13 protein-coding genes are annotated in these 14883 nt (G+C 73.4%); all 13 read left to right on the forward strand.

Annotated features, from left to right (window positions below; all coding sequences use genetic code 11):
• Positions 1–32: 32 nt before the first annotated feature.
• The 13 genes from IM767_RS17510 to IM767_RS17570 all read left to right on the forward strand — a co-directional run bounded on the left by IM767_RS17510 (position 33) and on the right by IM767_RS17570 (position 14722).
• A complete protein-coding gene (locus tag IM767_RS17510; protein WP_162564312.1) occupies positions 33–1097 on the forward strand; it encodes a hypothetical protein in 1065 nt (354 codons plus the stop codon).
• Positions 1094–5425 (forward strand): FtsK/SpoIIIE domain-containing protein, encoded by a 4332-nt coding sequence (locus tag IM767_RS17515; RefSeq protein WP_109210976.1) that lies wholly within the window; start codon positions 1094–1096, stop codon positions 5423–5425. Before IM767_RS17510 ends, IM767_RS17515 begins: the two co-directional genes overlap by 4 nt.
• Positions 5426–5537: 112 nt before the next feature.
• The gene (locus IM767_RS17520; protein WP_194398922.1) at positions 5538–6230 is read left to right on the forward strand and encodes an FHA domain-containing protein; all 693 of its coding nucleotides are present in this window, start codon (positions 5538–5540) and stop codon (positions 6228–6230) included.
• Between the two features lie 73 nt (positions 6231–6303).
• The gene (locus IM767_RS17525; RefSeq protein ID WP_109212293.1) at positions 6304–7044 is read left to right on the forward strand and encodes a hypothetical protein; all 741 of its coding nucleotides are present in this window, start codon (positions 6304–6306) and stop codon (positions 7042–7044) included.
• 118 nt (positions 7045–7162) lie between these two features.
• Complete coding sequence (locus IM767_RS17530) at positions 7163–7456, forward strand: WXG100 family type VII secretion target (RefSeq protein ID WP_109212292.1); 294 nt, start codon at positions 7163–7165, stop codon at positions 7454–7456.
• An 80-nt stretch (positions 7457–7536) separates the two neighbouring features.
• Positions 7537–7866 (forward strand): WXG100 family type VII secretion target, encoded by a 330-nt coding sequence (locus IM767_RS17535; RefSeq protein ID WP_109212291.1) that lies wholly within the window; start codon positions 7537–7539, stop codon positions 7864–7866.
• Positions 7863–8156, forward strand: coding sequence for a hypothetical protein (locus tag IM767_RS17540; protein WP_109212290.1), 294 nt, complete (start codon positions 7863–7865; stop codon positions 8154–8156). The genes IM767_RS17535 and IM767_RS17540 overlap by 4 nt, the downstream gene beginning before the upstream one ends.
• Entirely contained in the window at positions 8153–11047 is a 2895-nt protein-coding gene (locus IM767_RS21195; protein ID WP_109212289.1) for a WXG100-like domain-containing protein, read from the forward strand. Before IM767_RS17540 ends, IM767_RS21195 begins: the two co-directional genes overlap by 4 nt.
• A complete protein-coding gene (locus IM767_RS17550) occupies positions 11044–11649 on the forward strand; it encodes a hypothetical protein (protein WP_109212288.1) in 606 nt (201 codons plus the stop codon). The genes IM767_RS21195 and IM767_RS17550 overlap by 4 nt, the downstream gene beginning before the upstream one ends.
• Positions 11642–12088, forward strand: coding sequence for a hypothetical protein (locus IM767_RS17555; RefSeq protein WP_162564424.1), 447 nt, complete (start codon positions 11642–11644; stop codon positions 12086–12088). Before IM767_RS17550 ends, IM767_RS17555 begins: the two co-directional genes overlap by 8 nt.
• Positions 12069–12527: a hypothetical protein gene (locus IM767_RS17560; protein ID WP_109212286.1), complete on the forward strand. Its 459-nt coding sequence runs from the start codon at positions 12069–12071 to the stop codon at positions 12525–12527. Before IM767_RS17555 ends, IM767_RS17560 begins: the two co-directional genes overlap by 20 nt.
• A gap of 114 nt (positions 12528–12641) precedes the next feature.
• On the forward strand, positions 12642–14216 hold the full coding sequence (locus tag IM767_RS17565; RefSeq protein ID WP_109212285.1) for a DNA-3-methyladenine glycosylase 2 family protein: 1575 nt from the start codon (positions 12642–12644) through the stop codon (positions 14214–14216).
• On the forward strand, positions 14213–14722 hold the full coding sequence (locus tag IM767_RS17570; RefSeq protein ID WP_109212284.1) for a methylated-DNA--[protein]-cysteine S-methyltransferase: 510 nt from the start codon (positions 14213–14215) through the stop codon (positions 14720–14722). Before IM767_RS17565 ends, IM767_RS17570 begins: the two co-directional genes overlap by 4 nt.
• Positions 14723–14883 lie beyond the last annotated feature (161 nt).

The following is a 14883-nucleotide window of genomic DNA, read 5'->3' on the forward strand; positions in this document are numbered from 1 at the left end:
GTGTCGTCCGCGCCCCCGGCCCCAGGAGTCCCATGTCCCGCAGACCCACGCCGGTGATCGGCGCGGCGGTCGTGGCGGCCCTGCTCCTGTCGCTGCCGGCAGGCGCCGCAGCGTCGGTCGCCGAGGACGGCCAGGACGACGGCGGGGACCAAGCCGCCAACACCGCCCTGATCGAGATCCCGTTCGGCGAGCCCGGCGAGCTTCGCGTCGCCGAGGGGACGACCGTCGACTGCGCCGTTCTGGCGCCGGTCGAGGGCCTGGGCGTCTCGTGCGAGCCGTCGGCACTCGTCCTGACCGTGGACGCGTACGACCCCGAGTGGGGCGAGCGGGTCCTGCCCGTCACCCTCGTCACGGGAGAGGCGCGCACCGTCGTCCACTACCGCGTCGCGCTCGCGCCGCCGCCCGCCCCCGAGATCGGCTCACCACGCGTGGACGCCCCGTTCGCCGCGGGAGGCCAGGCGCTCGTGCCGCTGTCGCTCCTCGGGATCACCTGCACGCTGTGCACGGTCGACGCCGCGGCAGTCAGCGTCGAGTCGGCGACGCCGGCCTCGGCGCACGCCGGCGTCAGCGGAGCCCACCTCGCGGTGCGATCCGACACCCCGGGCGATGTCACGGTGGTCGTGGCCGTGGAGGACGACGCCGGGCAGACCACCACGGCCGAGGTGATCGTGACGACGGTCAGCACGGCGGCGGGGACGGATGCCGCGGCCCGCGCCCTCCACGTCCTGTCGGCGCCCGCCCGCACGCTGGAGCTGTCCGACCTGGCGTGGGGCGACGACCTGTCCTTCTCGTGCCTTGCCCCCGTCGACGGGGTCGCCTGCGCCCCGGACGGCTCGGTGTCTTTCGCCGCCGACCCGCGACCGGGCGATCAGCTCGTCTTCCGCGTCGTGGACGCCCAGGGCTTCCAGGCGCTCGGCAGCGTGACGTTCGCGGACCAGCCGGGGGGCGAGGCATCCGTCCGTCCGGCACCCGTCGACTGGTCCGCTCGCGGCGCTCTGGGCATCACCGTCCCCGCGCCGCCGGCGGACGACGCCGACACGGGCGCTGCCGTGCTCACCCGACTGACCCGCATCCTCGAGGAGGTCCCCGCGTCATGACGCTGCGCCTGACGATCGCCGATCGGCACGCACCCTCGTCCGCCGAGTCGTGGGTGGTGAAGGTCGACGAGGCGACGACGGTGTCGGAGCTGGCGGAATCCCTCCGCCTCGATCCCGGCGTCCTCGCGCCCTCGACCGACATCGCCGAGACCCTCGCCGGCTCCGGACTGCGCAGCGGGCAGATCGTGCCCGCCCCGGCGCCCCAGGTGATCTCGCCGGGCCGCCTGCGACTGGAGTTCGTGGCCGGTGCGTTCGCGGGCGAGTCGGTGCCGCTGCAGCCGGGCCAGCCGGTGTCGGTGGGCCGCGAGAGCGGCGGCGACGTCGTGGTCGCCGATCCGCACCTCGCACCGCGCCACGTGACGATCACCCCCACCGGCGGCTACGCAGCCGACGGCGCCTTCGAGCCGGTGTCGGCGATCCTCGAGCCCGGCGACCCGGCCGCGCCCGTGCTGATCAACGGTCAGCCGGCGACCGGCGCGGTTCGCATCGTGCCCGCCGATCTCGTCCAGCTCGGCAGCAGCGTGGTGCGCATCGGCATGGCGCCCGCTCCCGACGCCGACATCACCGTCGACGAGCTGGGCGCGCGCGCGTTCAACCGGCCGTCACGCATCCGCACGCCGTCGGCCACGCCGGTCGTGCAGCTCCCGGGCGACAAGCCCGCCGAGACGGATGCTTCGCCGCTGCCCTGGCTGTCGGCGATCGTCCCCATCGTCCTGGGCGTGACCCTCGCGATCGTCTTCCAGCGCCCGATCATGCTGATCATGGCGGCGGCCTCGCCGGTGATGGTCGTCGGCTCGTTCATCGCCAACAAGCGGCTCGCCAAGCGCAAGGGCGAGCGCACGGAGGGCGAGTGGGTCGCCGAGATCGAGTCGGCGCGCACGCGCATCGCCGAGCTCGTGCGGTCGCAGCGGCTCGACGCCTGGTATCGCGCCCTCGACCCCGTGCTCATCCGCGACATCGCCACGCGTCCGCTCGCGCGCCTGTGGGAGCGCCGGCGCAGCGACGAGGACTCCCTGCGCGTGCGCGTCGGCGTGGCCGACGTGCCCCTGGACGTCCGCTTCGAGGGCGGTCCGCAGAAGGAGCGCACCGCCGAACGGCGTGTGGGGACCTCTCCCTCGCCGGTGTCGGTCGACCTGTCGGCGGGCCCGCTCGCGATCTCCGGCCCGTCGGACGTCGCCGGCGGCGTCGCGCGTGCCATCGTGACGGGCCTCGCGACCCTCCGCTCGCCGCGCGACCTGCACCTCATGGTGCTGTGCGACCGCGAACAGGATGCGGACTGGGCGTGGACCCAGTGGCTGCCGCACGCGCAGCCCGGGGTCGGCCCGGTCGCCCTCATCGGCAACACCGACCTCACCCGGCGGGAGCGGCTGCGCGAGGCGGGCAACCTGCTCGAGGCGCGGATGCGCACGGGCGGCGACCGCCGCTCCGACGCTCAGCTGATCGTCGTGGTCGACGGCGCGCGCCGGTACCGCATGCTCCCGGGCATGGTGACGATCCTCGAGAAGGGCGCGCAGTACGGCATCCACGTCATCGCGCTCGACTCGGACCGCACGCGCCTGCCCGAGGAGGCGGCATCCGTCATCACCGTCGACGGGACCGATGCGCTGCTCGGCCGCGTGGAGACGGCGCAGGAGTACTTCGCGCCGGTGCTGCTCGACCAGGTGACCACCGCGTACGCCGAGGACGTGGCTCGCGCGCTCTGCCCGATCGAGCACGTGCGGGGCGTGGGCGACGACGCGACGCTGCCCTCGAGCGTCCGCTTCACCGAGCTCATGGGGACCGACCTCGACGACGCCCGGCCCATCGCCGAGCAGTGGCAGCTGGTGCCGCGACAGTCGTACGTCGTCATCGGCGCCGGCACCGAGGGCGAGTTCGCGATCGACATCGCCGCCGACGGACCGCACGCGCTCGTCGCGGGCACGACCGGGTCGGGCAAGTCCGAGTTCCTGCAGACCCTCGTGGTCTCGCTCGCCCTCGCCAACCGCCCGGACGCGCTCAACTTCGTCCTGATCGACTACAAGGGCGGCTCGGCGTTCGCCGACTGCGCCCGCCTGCCGCACACGGTGGGCATGGTGACGAACCTCGACGCCCGCGAGACCGAGCGCGCGCTGGCGTCGCTCGACGCCGAGCTCAAGCGGCGCGAGCGCGTGCTGCGCGACGACATCGGCGCGAAGGACGTCGACGCCGCGTGGGAGAAGGATCCGGATGCCGCGGCCCGCCTCGGTCTCGCGCGCCTGATGATCGTCGTGGACGAGTTCGCGGAGCTGAAGACGGAACTGCCCGACTTCATCACGGGGCTCGTGCGCATCGCGCGCGTCGGCCGCTCGCTCGGCGTCAACCTCGTGCTCGCGACGCAGCGGCCGTCCGGCGTCATCACGCCCGAGATGCAGTCGAACATCAACCTGCGCGTGGCGCTGCGCGTCACCGACCGCGGCGACTCGGCGGATGTCATCGGCACGCCCGACGCCGCGCTCATCCCCGCCGGCTCGCCCGGTCGCGGGTACGTCCGCGCCGGGCTGGACGCCTCGCCGGTCGCCTTCCAGACCGCGCGCGTCGCCGCGCTCCGCGTCGGCCACCAGCGGTCGGCGCGCGTGCTGCCGCCCGTGGCCAAAGTCGGCTGGCAGACGCTCGGGCTGCCGCCGAGGTTCCCCGCGACGGCCGAGGCCAGCGTGCACCGCCCCGACCAGGACGACACCGATCTGCGCGCGCTCGTGCAGCTGGCCACCCAGGCCGCATCGATCCTCGGCATCCCCAAGAGCCCGTCGCCATGGCTGATGCCGCTGCCCGAGGTGCTGCCGCTCGACCGCTTCGACGAGAACGCCGCGCCCGAGGGGGCCGTCGTGCTCGGCCTCGCCGACGTGCCCGCGCAGCAGCGCCAGGAGCCGCTGCTGTGGAGCGTGCACGACGACTCGCACCTGCTGTTCTTCGGCGGCAGCAGGTCGGGGCGCACCACTGCCCTGCGCACGATCGTGTCGCAGGCGATCCTGCGCTTCACCCCGGCCGACCTGCACCTGTACGTGGTCGACTACGGCAACGGCGCGCTGCTGCCGCTGGCGGGCGACCCGCACACGGGCGCCGTCGTCACCCCGCAGGACGCCGAGCGCCTGCCGCGCCTGCTCGGCCGCCTCGGCGGCGAGCTCTCGCGCCGGCAGAGCGTGCTCGCGCAGGCCGCGGTCGGCAGCATCGCCGAGCAGCGCCGTCAGGCACCGCCGCGCGACGCGCTGGCCTACGCCGTCGTCGTGATCGACGGCTGGGAGCGGCTGGCGGCGTCGATGACCCCCGACGAGATGCTCGCCGTGCGCGACCAGGTCATGCGCCTCCTGCGCGAGGGCCCCGCGGTCGGCATCCGCGTCGTCATCACCGCCGATCGCAGCGTGCCGTCCGACAAGATCGCGAGCTTCGTCGACACGCAGTACGCGCTGCCGATGCGCGACGTCAACGACTACCGCTCGGCAGGCATCATGGTGCGCGACGTCGCACCCGAGATGCCGCCCGGCCGCGTGCTGTTCGGGCCCACCGGCGCTGAGGGACAGATCGCGGTGCTGTCGGCCGAGACCAGCGGCGAGGCGCAGAACGGCGGTCTGCGCGGAACCGTCGAGCACGTCGCCGCGCACTTCGCCCGCTTCCCGCAGCTCGCCGAGCTGCCGGTGCCACTGCGGGTCGACCCGCTTCCGTCGCACATCGGCCTCTCGCGGGCCTACGCGCTCCCGGTCGCCGCGCCAGATATGCCCGAGTCGCCCATCGTCGGCGTCGGCGGCGACACGCTCTCGCGGTTCACGCTCGACTGGCCCGGCACCGGAGGGTTCGTGGTCGTCGGCGATCGCCGCAGCGGCAAGACCGACGCCCTCGCGCTCGTGGCTCACCAGCTCGCCTGGGCCGGCCAGCGCATGGTCGTCGTCGCGGCCGGCGGTTCGGTGCTCGCAGAAGTCGCGGCATCCCACGGCTCGCCCGTGCTCTCCACGGCGTCCGACGCCGCGCAGATCGAGGCGGCGCTCGCCGGCGACGAAGTGCTCACCGTCGTCATCGACGACGCGGAGTCGATCCGCGACTCCGCGCTGGAGCGGGCGTTCGTCGCGGCACGCGCGCGACTTCGATTCGTGGTCTCGGTCGGCGCGGACGCCGCCGGCAGCGCGGTGTCGGGCCCGGTCTCGGATGCCAAGCGCGGTCGTGCGGGCCTCGTGCTCTCGCCGCCGACGTCCATCATCGGCACGCAGGTGTTCGGTGCGCAGCTGCCGCGTCACCTCGTCGGCCGCGGCGGCCCCGGCAGCGGCGTGCTGTTCCTGGGCGGCGAGTACCGCGCGGTGCAGGTGCCGGACCTGCGCGTCTGACCGGGTGGGGATGCCGCGGACCGGCGCCCAGGCGAACCGATTACTGTGGAACCTGGCCCGCCGCGTCTGACGCGGCCCGGCCGCCCCCTTCGCGATCTCGAGGATCTCGTCCATGACCACTCACTGCCGCTTCTGCGGCGAGGCCGTCCGGCCGAACACGATGTTCTGCCCCGCCTGCGGGCAGATCATCGTCGCCGACGCGCCCCGTCCGCAGGGTGCGCCCCCGTTCCCCACGACGGGCGGACGCCGGCAGGATGCCCCGACCCCGGCGCAGACGCCCGCTGAGCTGCCGCCCGTCCCGCTGCCGGACGTGCCGGCGTGGGCGCGCCCGGTGCCGCCGGCACCCGGCGGAGCCGCCGAGCCGATCGCCCCGCCGCCTGCGGCCGCGGTTCCGGCGCCCCCCGCTGCGCCGCCCGCCGCCCCGGCGCCCGCCGCCTCACCGGTGCCCGGTCCGCTGCGGACCCCCCAGCCGGCTGCCCCGTCGCCGCTGGCTCTCCTGCTGCCCGGCGGTGCGCGGATCCCCGTCGACCGGAGGCTCGTCCTCGGGCGGCAGCCCGCGGCCGGCGCGGCACAGCGCGGCGGAGTCCCCGTCGAAGTCATCGACCCGTCCCGCTCGATGTCGCGCGTGCACCTCGTAATCGAGGCGGACCCCGACGGCCGGGCTACCGCGACCGACCCCGGGTCGGGCAACGGCACCGTCGTCGTCCGCGCCGGGACGCGGCATCCGCTCGTCCCCGACGTGCCGTTCCCCCTGGCGCCGGGCGACCGACTCGCCCTCGGCGACGTGATCGTCGACGTCGCGTGACGGCGACGACGTCAGCCCCGTTGGCCTGACCGGTCCGCCGCACCCTGCCCCCATTCCGCAACAAGGAGACACCGTGACCGACATCTCTGCCGATCCGTGGCGTCAGTTCATCCAGTCAGGGCGCGCCCTGCGGCTCGAGGTCGACCGCCCGCAGCTGTCCGCGACGCTGAAGCGGAACACCCGCTACCTGCTGGTGATGGGCGGCATCTGCGTGCTGGTGCTCCTGATCATCGTCGCTCTGCTCGCGTCGGGAATCGGCCGCGCCGTCACGTACGTCCTCCTCGGGATCCTGCTCGTCATCATGCTGGGCAACGTCGGGCTCGGCCTCATCTCCCGCCGTCGCGTGCTGAAGGCCCTGTCGGTGCAGGACGTGTTCATCGAGGTCGACGCGGCCGGCATCCGCCTCGCCGGCGTGCCGCCGCTGACCTGGGCGCAGACGCTCGGCGTCGTCGTGTCCGACAACCGCGCCACGGTGACCGAGGGCAAGGGGCTGGGCGCTCGACTGCGCAAGCTCACCTACGACACCGGGGGCTCGCTCAACTCCGTCGTCATCGGGCTGGACGACATGCGCTCGGTGCGAGAAGTCGCCGCAGGGCCGCGGGTCGCGTCGCTCGATCTGGGCATGCACGATCACGGCGCCGTCGTGGTGGGTCTGGATGTCGCCCTCAACCGCGAGCAGTGCGATCAGGTCCGCGAGGCGCTGCGCGCCGCGACCGCCCTCAACGGCGTCCCGTTCCGCTTCACCTCCGACAACGGCGTGGTCGCAAAGGCCACGCTGGAGATGGGCGGCGGAAAGCGCCTGACGGTCGCCTGATCCGCGAGTCGGCGCACCCATGGGGAATTGTCCCCATGGCCCGAACGCCGGTCCGTGTCGAGAATGAGACCGAACGATTTCACGCGGGCGGGCACCGCCCTCACCAACGGAGGATTCCATGGCGGACATCAAGGTCACTTCTGAGTCGCTCTCGGGCGTCGCGAACCAGCTGGCGTCGGGCGCCACCGCGATCGAGTCGCAGCTGAGCAACCTCAAGTCCCTTGTGCAGGGCCTCATCGCGGGCGACTGGGGCGGGGCCGCCTCGCAGTCGTTCAACGAGCTGTACGAGCAGTGGGATGCCGCGGGCCTCCAGCTGAAGGAGTCCCTCAACGGCATCAGCGACCAGCTGTCCAAGGCCGCCCTGGCCTACGAGGAGTCCGAGAACAACATCTCGAACAGCTTCCGCGCCTGACCTGTCCGTGACGGTCCGGGCCCTCGGCCCGGGCCGGCCGCCTCTTCCGGGGCGGTGATCGACGTGAAGGGAGCGCTGTCGTGGCGCACTTCTCCGTATCGACCCCTGCGCTCGGATACTCGGCGGCGTCGATGGCTGCGGCTCTCGCGGACTTCGACGCGCGGGTGGCCCAGGTCTCGGCATCCGTCAACTCCGTCGTCGGCGCCTCGTGGACCGGCGACGCCTCCGACGAGTTCGCGAGCTCGTGGGCCGAGTGGCTCGCCGGCGCCGCGACCACGCGTGCCGCGCTCGCCGACATCGTCGCGCGCCTGCAGGGCGCCGAGGCGGGGTACGCGACGACCGAGGCCGGTCTGACCGCCGCATCGCGTACGTCGCGCGTGAGCGCACGGCAGCCGGGGGAGCGCGCATGAGCCGGCACACCTTCGACATCGCGCAGCTGCGCGAGCTCGAGACCACCCTGTCGAATCTCGTGCAGTACTGCACCGACCTCGAGACCCACGCGGCCGGCGCGACCGCCGCGGCCACCGGACAGTGGTCGGGGGTCGCGAGCGTCGAATTCCTGACCCGCGTGCAGACGTGGCAGGTCGGCGCAGTGTCGCTGCGGGCGTTCGCCGAGGACCTCAAGACGTGGGCCGGAGACGCCGCGACGGCGTACGAGACGGCGCAGACCGACACCCAGACGATGTGGGCCAGCCTGTGAACCAGAGAAGAATCGACCCGACGCTGTACATCGCCGCGGCCGACGAGTTCCGCGCGATCAGCGAGTCCGCCGCGAACCGCCTGTCGGACGCGCGCAGCTCCCTCGGTCAGTACGCCCGCATGGCCGGCGACGATCCCGGCGGCGAGCAGCTCGCCCAGGGCTACGACGACATGGCGCGCGATGCGCTGCAGGCGCTCTCCGACATCGCGGTGCTCGCGAACACGATGGACCGCGCCATCATGCAGAGCGGCTGGAACCACGCCGCCGCGGAGGAGGCAGCGGGCGGCAAGCCCGCCGGCGGTGCCTTCACCGTCCGCCCCGCGCGCACCCCCGTCACGGTCGGGGCGCCGCCCTCGGCCTTCGGCGGCAGCGACGACACCCCCGAGGCGTGGGACGTCGTCAAGGACTTCGTCGGCATGATGTGGCCCAACGCCGACGTCGCCAAGCTGCGCAGTGCCGGCACCACGTGGGACGGCGTCGAGAAGGACGTCCGCGCCCTGGCGACCGAGATCCGCCAGGCCGACAACGCGCTCATGGGACTCAACAGCGCCGAGCTGGCGAAGCTCCGCTCCGAGGTCGGCGACTTCGCCACCGACGTGTCGGCCGCCGCCGGCGACATCTCCGAGGTCGGCGACCTCTGCCGTGAGTACGCGACCGACGTCGAAGAGGCCCACCGCGAAGTCATCCAGATGCTCGTGCAGCTCGCGATCGAGATCGCGGCGACCGTCGCGATCGGCGCGGCGCTGAGCGTCTTCACCTTCGGCGCCAGCGCCGTCGTCGCCGGCGGTGGCCTCACCGCCCGCATCATCCTCGTCGCGCAGCGCATCGTCACCTTCCTCACGAAGGTCTCGGGCACGGCGGCGCGCATCGTGGCGCGACTGGCCGCGATCTCGGCCCGCGTCGTCCCGCTCGCGAACCGCTTCCAGCGGACCGCGCGCATCGTCGTGAGCGTCACGTCGGGCACCCTCGCCGCCGGCTCGTCCGAGCTGCTGGTGAAGGGGAGGGACGGCAACCTCCTCGTCGCGATGGGCAGCGGACTCGTCGGTGGCGCCGTCACCGACACGGTGGCGCTCGCGTTCGGCAAGTACGGGCAGCGCGTGGCCGTGCAGGCACTGGCCAACGGCGCCGGCGGCGCGTCCAGCGGCGCATCGAACGGCCTCCTCAACGGCGACGGGGTCGACATCCGCCAGGTGCTCATCAGCGGCGTGGGCGGCACCGTGATGGGTGCGGGCATGTCGATCCGCGGCCGGCGGGGCGGCACGTCCAATGCGGCCGACCCCGGCAGCGGCAACGTCCACACCCCCGACGCGGACGGCCCCCGCGTGGGCGGCTCCGACGGCCCGAGCACGGGCGACGGCAGCGGCATCGGGCGCCAGCCCGACTACGACGGTCCCCAGGTCACCGGTGGCAACGACAGCGGCGGCAGCGGCGCCGGCGACGGCGGCTCCGGGACCCGGCCCGACTACGACGGTCCTCAGGTCACCGGCGGGAACGACGCCGGTGGCAGCGGTGGCGACGGCGGCGGCATCCGCGTCCCCGACGGCGAGGCCCCGCAGGCCCCGTCGATCGATGTGACGCCGCCGACGGGCGACGGACCCACGGTGACCGTGGACGCACCGCATGTGCCGACGGGTGGCGCGGATGCGCCGACCGGCGGCGTCGACGCACCGCACGTGCCGACGGGTGGCACGGATGCCCCGACCGGCGGCGCGGACGCCCCGGCCGGGGCGGATTCTCCGACCTCACCGCACACCGCCACCGACGCGCCGACGACCTCCGACGACATCTCGCGCCAGTTCGACGACCTGGAGGCGGACATCAACCGCCAGTTCGACGACCTCGAGGCCGACATCGACCGCCAGTTCGACGAGCTCGAGGCGGACATCAACCGTCAGCTCGACGACGTGGCGCACGGTCACACGGACACTCCGCCGGCCGACGCACCCGTCGATCCGGCCGACGCCCCCGTCGATCCCGCCGACGCACCCGTCGACGCCGCCGACGCCCCCGTCGACGGACCGGACGGTCCCTTCGACGGCGCGGATGCTCCTCGCGATGCCACCGACCCGGTCGATCCCGGCGCCGGTGCGGACGGCGGTCAGGGCGGTTCCTCCGATGCCGGCGCCGCGGACGGCTCCACGCCGCCCGGCGGGGAGCACAGCTGGGTGCACCACCCGGCGTCGCTCGCGCCGATCCGTCCTGAACTGGCGAGCATCCTCGACGGCGACGCCGCCTCGGGCAACGGATGGCACCGGGTGGTCGACGCGGACCGCGTCGAGAGTGTGCCGTACCCCGGCCCGCGCCCCGACCCCGGACTGCTCGACGGCCGCTTCGCGCCCGTCGTCGATGTGAACGGCCACGCGCTCGACGTCGGAGACGCGGCCCGGCTGCTGGATGCGGATCCCACCGCCCCGTACGGTCACCGACCCGACGGGACTCCTTACACCGACGGGGCCGACTGGAGCCGCGACAACGTCGACCGCGTGCTCGGCTCGACCTACGGCAACATGCACTGGGCGCCGAACGACGGCGCGGTGTTCGGCACTCGCGTGCGAATCACCGATCTGCAGACGTTCGATCGCGTCGCGGGCAATCTCCACATCGACAGGCTCGGACGGCTGAGCGGGAGCTACATGGGCCTGGGCGGCGGAACCTTCGCCGAGCGAGGCCTCCCGCCGAATCAGGTCGGACAGAACGAGTTCTGGCACGTCAGCCTGCGCCCCGGCGCCCAGCTGCCGGCGGGGTGGTCGATCGAGGTCTCGCGCATCGCGCCGGCCTACGGTCAGCCGGGGGGCGGTCTGCAGATCGTCGTCCGCGACGCGAACGGCGAGGGCGTGAAGCTGGACGAACTGGGCCGGCTCTTCGACACGAAAGCGCACGCCTTCGGATGATCTCGCAGGAGGAGGCGGCTGACGCGCTGCGTCTCGAGCTCGCCCGGTCGTCCGTCTGGCGGGAGCTGTTCGACGACGGCCGCCCGAGAGTGCTGCCACCGGGCCGCGACCGGATCGTCGAGGTCGGCGTCTTCGACATCGAAGAGTGGATCACGGTCGCTCCCGGGGGCGTCTACGAATTCTGGTTCAGCGAGAGAGGCGAGGCGCGACGGACCTTCCGCACCGACGATCTGCGCGCGATCATGGTGCACCTGGTGCAGCGGGGACTGGCCAGCCAGGCGAAGCTGACGATGCGACGGCCGCTGTTCGAGTCACCGCCGGGCTTCCGCCTCTCGGACTCGAAGGAAGGCGCGATCACCGTCGAGTGGGCCGATCACGGCTGGGCCGAGTTCCTCGGGCCCCGCGTGCTCCACCAGGCTCTGACCTTCGCGTGGCTGATGCTGGCGGATCCGGACGATGTCGCGGCGAGCGCCCGATCCGCCGATGGTGCGCCGCTGATGGAGCGCGGGGTGCTGCCGGACGCGCTCGGACCGACCGGTGTGCCGACGGTAGAGTCGTGGAAGACCTGGCTGGCTGAACGAGAGGGACCGCGGGATGTCTGACACCGCGCCGATGACGCGTGAGGAATGGGCGGCCGCGTACCTCGATGGCAAGGGCGATCTCATCCCCGCGCCCGACAACGGCTCGCTGCCGGGCAAGCGGGTGCGCTTCACCGAGATCGAGGCCTTCCTGCGCTCGGCCGCGGCACGGCAGGACGTCCTGGGCGATCCGCTCGCGGAGTTCCTCACGATGACCGGCGGCTCGTTCGATCAGCGCATCCAGCTGCCCGATGACATGAACGCGGACCAATCGCGGCTCATCCCTCTCGAGTACACGGGTCGTCTTCCTGCCGGGTGGTCTGTCGAGGTCGGACAGAACGCGCCGGCGTACGGCCGCGGCGGCGGCGCCTACTATTCCGTCGTGCTCGACGCCAACGGCATGAAGCGGAACGTCTTCGAACTGCTCGACGTGGGAGTGCTGCGTGTCGTATCTGAGTCCTGAGCTGTCCGCGGTGGTCGCCGAGCTCGGCTGGCGAGAGCGGCCGAACCCGGCCGATGCGGCCGAGCTCATCGTCGGCGACTACGCGCGCGGCTTTCTCATCCTGAAGCTCGAGCAGGAGACCCAGGTCGCGCAGCGTTCGCTCCGCGGCGGTCCCTCGCTGAAGCTGCGGACGAACGATGTGACGGCGGCCGAGAAGTACATCGCATTCTACGCCGCGCGCCTGCTCCGCTTCCGTCGGAACCTGCCCGATCGCTCGGCGTCCGTCGACGCCTCGGCGATCGCCCCGCCGTTCCGGCTCACCGCTGACGAGTTCCGCTGCGAGCTGGCGTGGGACGACTCGTGGGCCGACTTCGGCGTCGGCAACGAGTTCGCAGCCGCGCAGTTCGCCCAGTACGGGCGCGGCGATGTCGGCGACACTCTGACTTCGATCCTCTCCTGAGGTCGCGCCGCGTCGAGGCTCCGCGACGACGCCGCCGGGTGGCCCGCAGGGACGCCGCACCGCCGTGTCCGATTTCCGCGAGCCGATGTCGGGGGAGCGTGTCAGGCTAGGGGCATGAGCCTGGCCATGACCTTCGACGAGCGGTACCGCGCGATCGACTCGCGCGATCCGCGGTTCGACGGGCAGTTCGTCACCGCGGTGCGTTCCACGGGCATCTACTGCCGCCCGAGCTGCCCCGCGCGCACCCCCAAGGCGTCGAACGTCACCTTCTACCCGACGAGCGCCGCGGCGCACGAGGCCGGCTACCGCGCGTGCAAGCGGTGCCTGCCCGAGGCGGCACCCGGCTCGCCGCAGTGGAACCTCCGCGGCGACACCGCCGGACGCGCCATGCGGCTCATCGCCGACGGCGTCGTCGAGCGCGAGGGCGTCCCCGGCCTCGCGCGGCGCCTGGGCTATTCGCCGCGCCACCTCACGCGTCTGCTCACCGCCGAACTCGGCGCCGGACCCCTCGCCCTCAGCCGTGCGCACCGTGCGCAGACCGCCCGAATGCTCCTCGTCGGCACCGACCTGCCCGCCGCCGACGTCGCGTTCTCGTCGGGTTTCGCCAGCGTGCGCCAGTTCAACGACACCGTGCGGGAGGTGTTCGGGATGCCGCCCCTCGAGCTCCGCGCGCGGCGCCGGGCGCCCCGGGCCGCCGTCGCACCGGACAGCGCGTCGGCCGACGCGGGCGCCCCTGCGACGTCGATCGACCTGGTGCTGCCGCACCGCGGCCCGCTCGATGCCGATGGGCTCTTCGCGTGGATGGCCGCCCGCGCTGTCTCGGGCGCCGAACACGCGGCCGCAGGTGCGTTCGCCCGCACGCTGCGGCTGCCGGGCGGCCCGGCGTGGTTCGAACTGCGCCGAGACGATGCCGGCCGGGTTCGGATGCGCGCCCGGCTCACGCACCTCGCCGACCTCTCGACCCTCGTGACCCGGGCGCGCCGGCTCTTCGACCTCGACGCCGACCCGTTCGCCATCGACGAGGCGCTGTCGCGGCATCCGGAGCTCGCTCCCCGGGTCGCGGCGCTCCCGGGCATCCGTGTTCCCGGAGCGGCCGACCCGCACGAGATGCTCATCCGGGCGATGGTCGGGCAGCAGATCACGGTCGTCGCAGCCCGCACGGCGCTGACGGCGCTGACCACCGCACTCGGCGAGACCGTGCACGGGCTCGCTGACGAGGCATCCGCTCCTCTCCTGCTCTTCCCGACGATGGCGGCGATCGCCGAGCGGGGTCACGAGGTGCTGCGCGGCCCGGCCGCGCGGATCCGCGCGATCACCGGCGCCGCGGCGGCACTCGCCGACGGCTCGCTGCCGCTGACGCCCGGCGACGATGGCGCCGACCAGCGTGCGGCACTTCTCGCCATGCCCGGCATCGGGCCGTGGACCGCCGACTACGTGCGCATGCGGGTCCTCGGCGATCCCGACGTGTTCCTGCCGGGCGACGTCGCCGTCCGCAGCGGCGCCGCCGCGATCGGGCTCCCGTCCGAGGCCCGCGCCCTCACAGACTGGGTCGCACGCACCGCGCCGTGGCGCAGCTACCTCACCGCGCACCTGTGGGCCGCGGTTCCGCCGAAGGCTCCGGTGCAGCGCCGGGGCGCGGCATCCGTCACCGTCCTCACGTCCGAGCCGACCACCGGAGGCATCTCATGAACACCGCGACCATCCAGACCCTCGACACCCCCGACGGCGCCTTCACGCTCCTCGCCGACGAAGAGGGCCGCGTGCTCGCCTCCGGCTGGACGCCCGATGCCGATCGCATCCTTGCGCGCGTGCGCGCGGCCGATCGCCCGTCGACCGTCACCTCCGGACGAACGGATGCCGCAGCCGCCGTCGTCGCCTACTACGACGGCGATCTCGCCGCGATCGACGACGTGCCGGTCGCGCAGCACGGCACGGCGATGCAGCTCGCCGGATGGGACGCGCTGCGGCGCATCACCCCGGGACGCCCGCTGACGTACGCCGAGTTCGCGGTGGAGCTCGGGTCTCCGAGCGCGGTCCGGGCCGCGGCATCCATCTGCGCCCGCAACGCGCCGGCGCTCTTCGTCCCGTGCCACCGGGTGCTGCGCACCGGGGGAGCCCTCGGCGGATTCGCGTGGGGGCTCGACGTCAAGGAGCGGCTGCTCGCGCGCGAGGCGGGTGTGCCCGCGCTGGTCTGAGTCCGCGGGCCGCACGCACCCTCAACCGCTTTCCGGGGGACCGGAAAGCGGTTGTTGCGTCCAGGCAACTCTCAGGTATAGGCTGGAGGGCTGTCGCGCCACTACACCCGTGGGGGTGCGCTCAGCCCTTTCCGCTCAGCCCAAGGAGGAAGAAATGTATC

It is taken from the genome of Microbacterium ureisolvens (assembly GCF_015278315.1).
GTDB lineage: Bacteria > Actinomycetota > Actinomycetes > Actinomycetales > Microbacteriaceae > Microbacterium > Microbacterium ureisolvens.

Excerpts from the sequence above, each read along its gene's own strand:
- IM767_RS17510 (WP_162564312.1), top strand. The coding sequence starts at position 33 with ATGTCCCGCAGACCCACGCCGGTGATCGGCGCGGCGGTCGTGGCGGCC.
- IM767_RS17515 (WP_109210976.1), top strand. The coding sequence starts at position 1,094 with ATGACGCTGCGCCTGACGATCGCCGATCGGCACGCACCCTCGTCCGCC.
- IM767_RS17520 (WP_194398922.1), top strand. The coding sequence starts at position 5,538 with ATGACCACTCACTGCCGCTTCTGCGGCGAGGCCGTCCGGCCGAACACG.
- IM767_RS17530 (WP_109212292.1), top strand. The coding sequence starts at position 7,163 with ATGGCGGACATCAAGGTCACTTCTGAGTCGCTCTCGGGCGTCGCGAAC.
- IM767_RS17540 (WP_109212290.1), top strand. The coding sequence starts at position 7,863 with ATGAGCCGGCACACCTTCGACATCGCGCAGCTGCGCGAGCTCGAGACC.
- IM767_RS17550 (WP_109212288.1), top strand. The coding sequence starts at position 11,044 with ATGATCTCGCAGGAGGAGGCGGCTGACGCGCTGCGTCTCGAGCTCGCC.
- IM767_RS17555 (WP_162564424.1), top strand. The coding sequence starts at position 11,642 with ATGTCTGACACCGCGCCGATGACGCGTGAGGAATGGGCGGCCGCGTAC.
- IM767_RS17565 (WP_109212285.1), top strand. The coding sequence starts at position 12,642 with ATGAGCCTGGCCATGACCTTCGACGAGCGGTACCGCGCGATCGACTCG.
- IM767_RS17570 (WP_109212284.1), top strand. The coding sequence starts at position 14,213 with ATGAACACCGCGACCATCCAGACCCTCGACACCCCCGACGGCGCCTTC.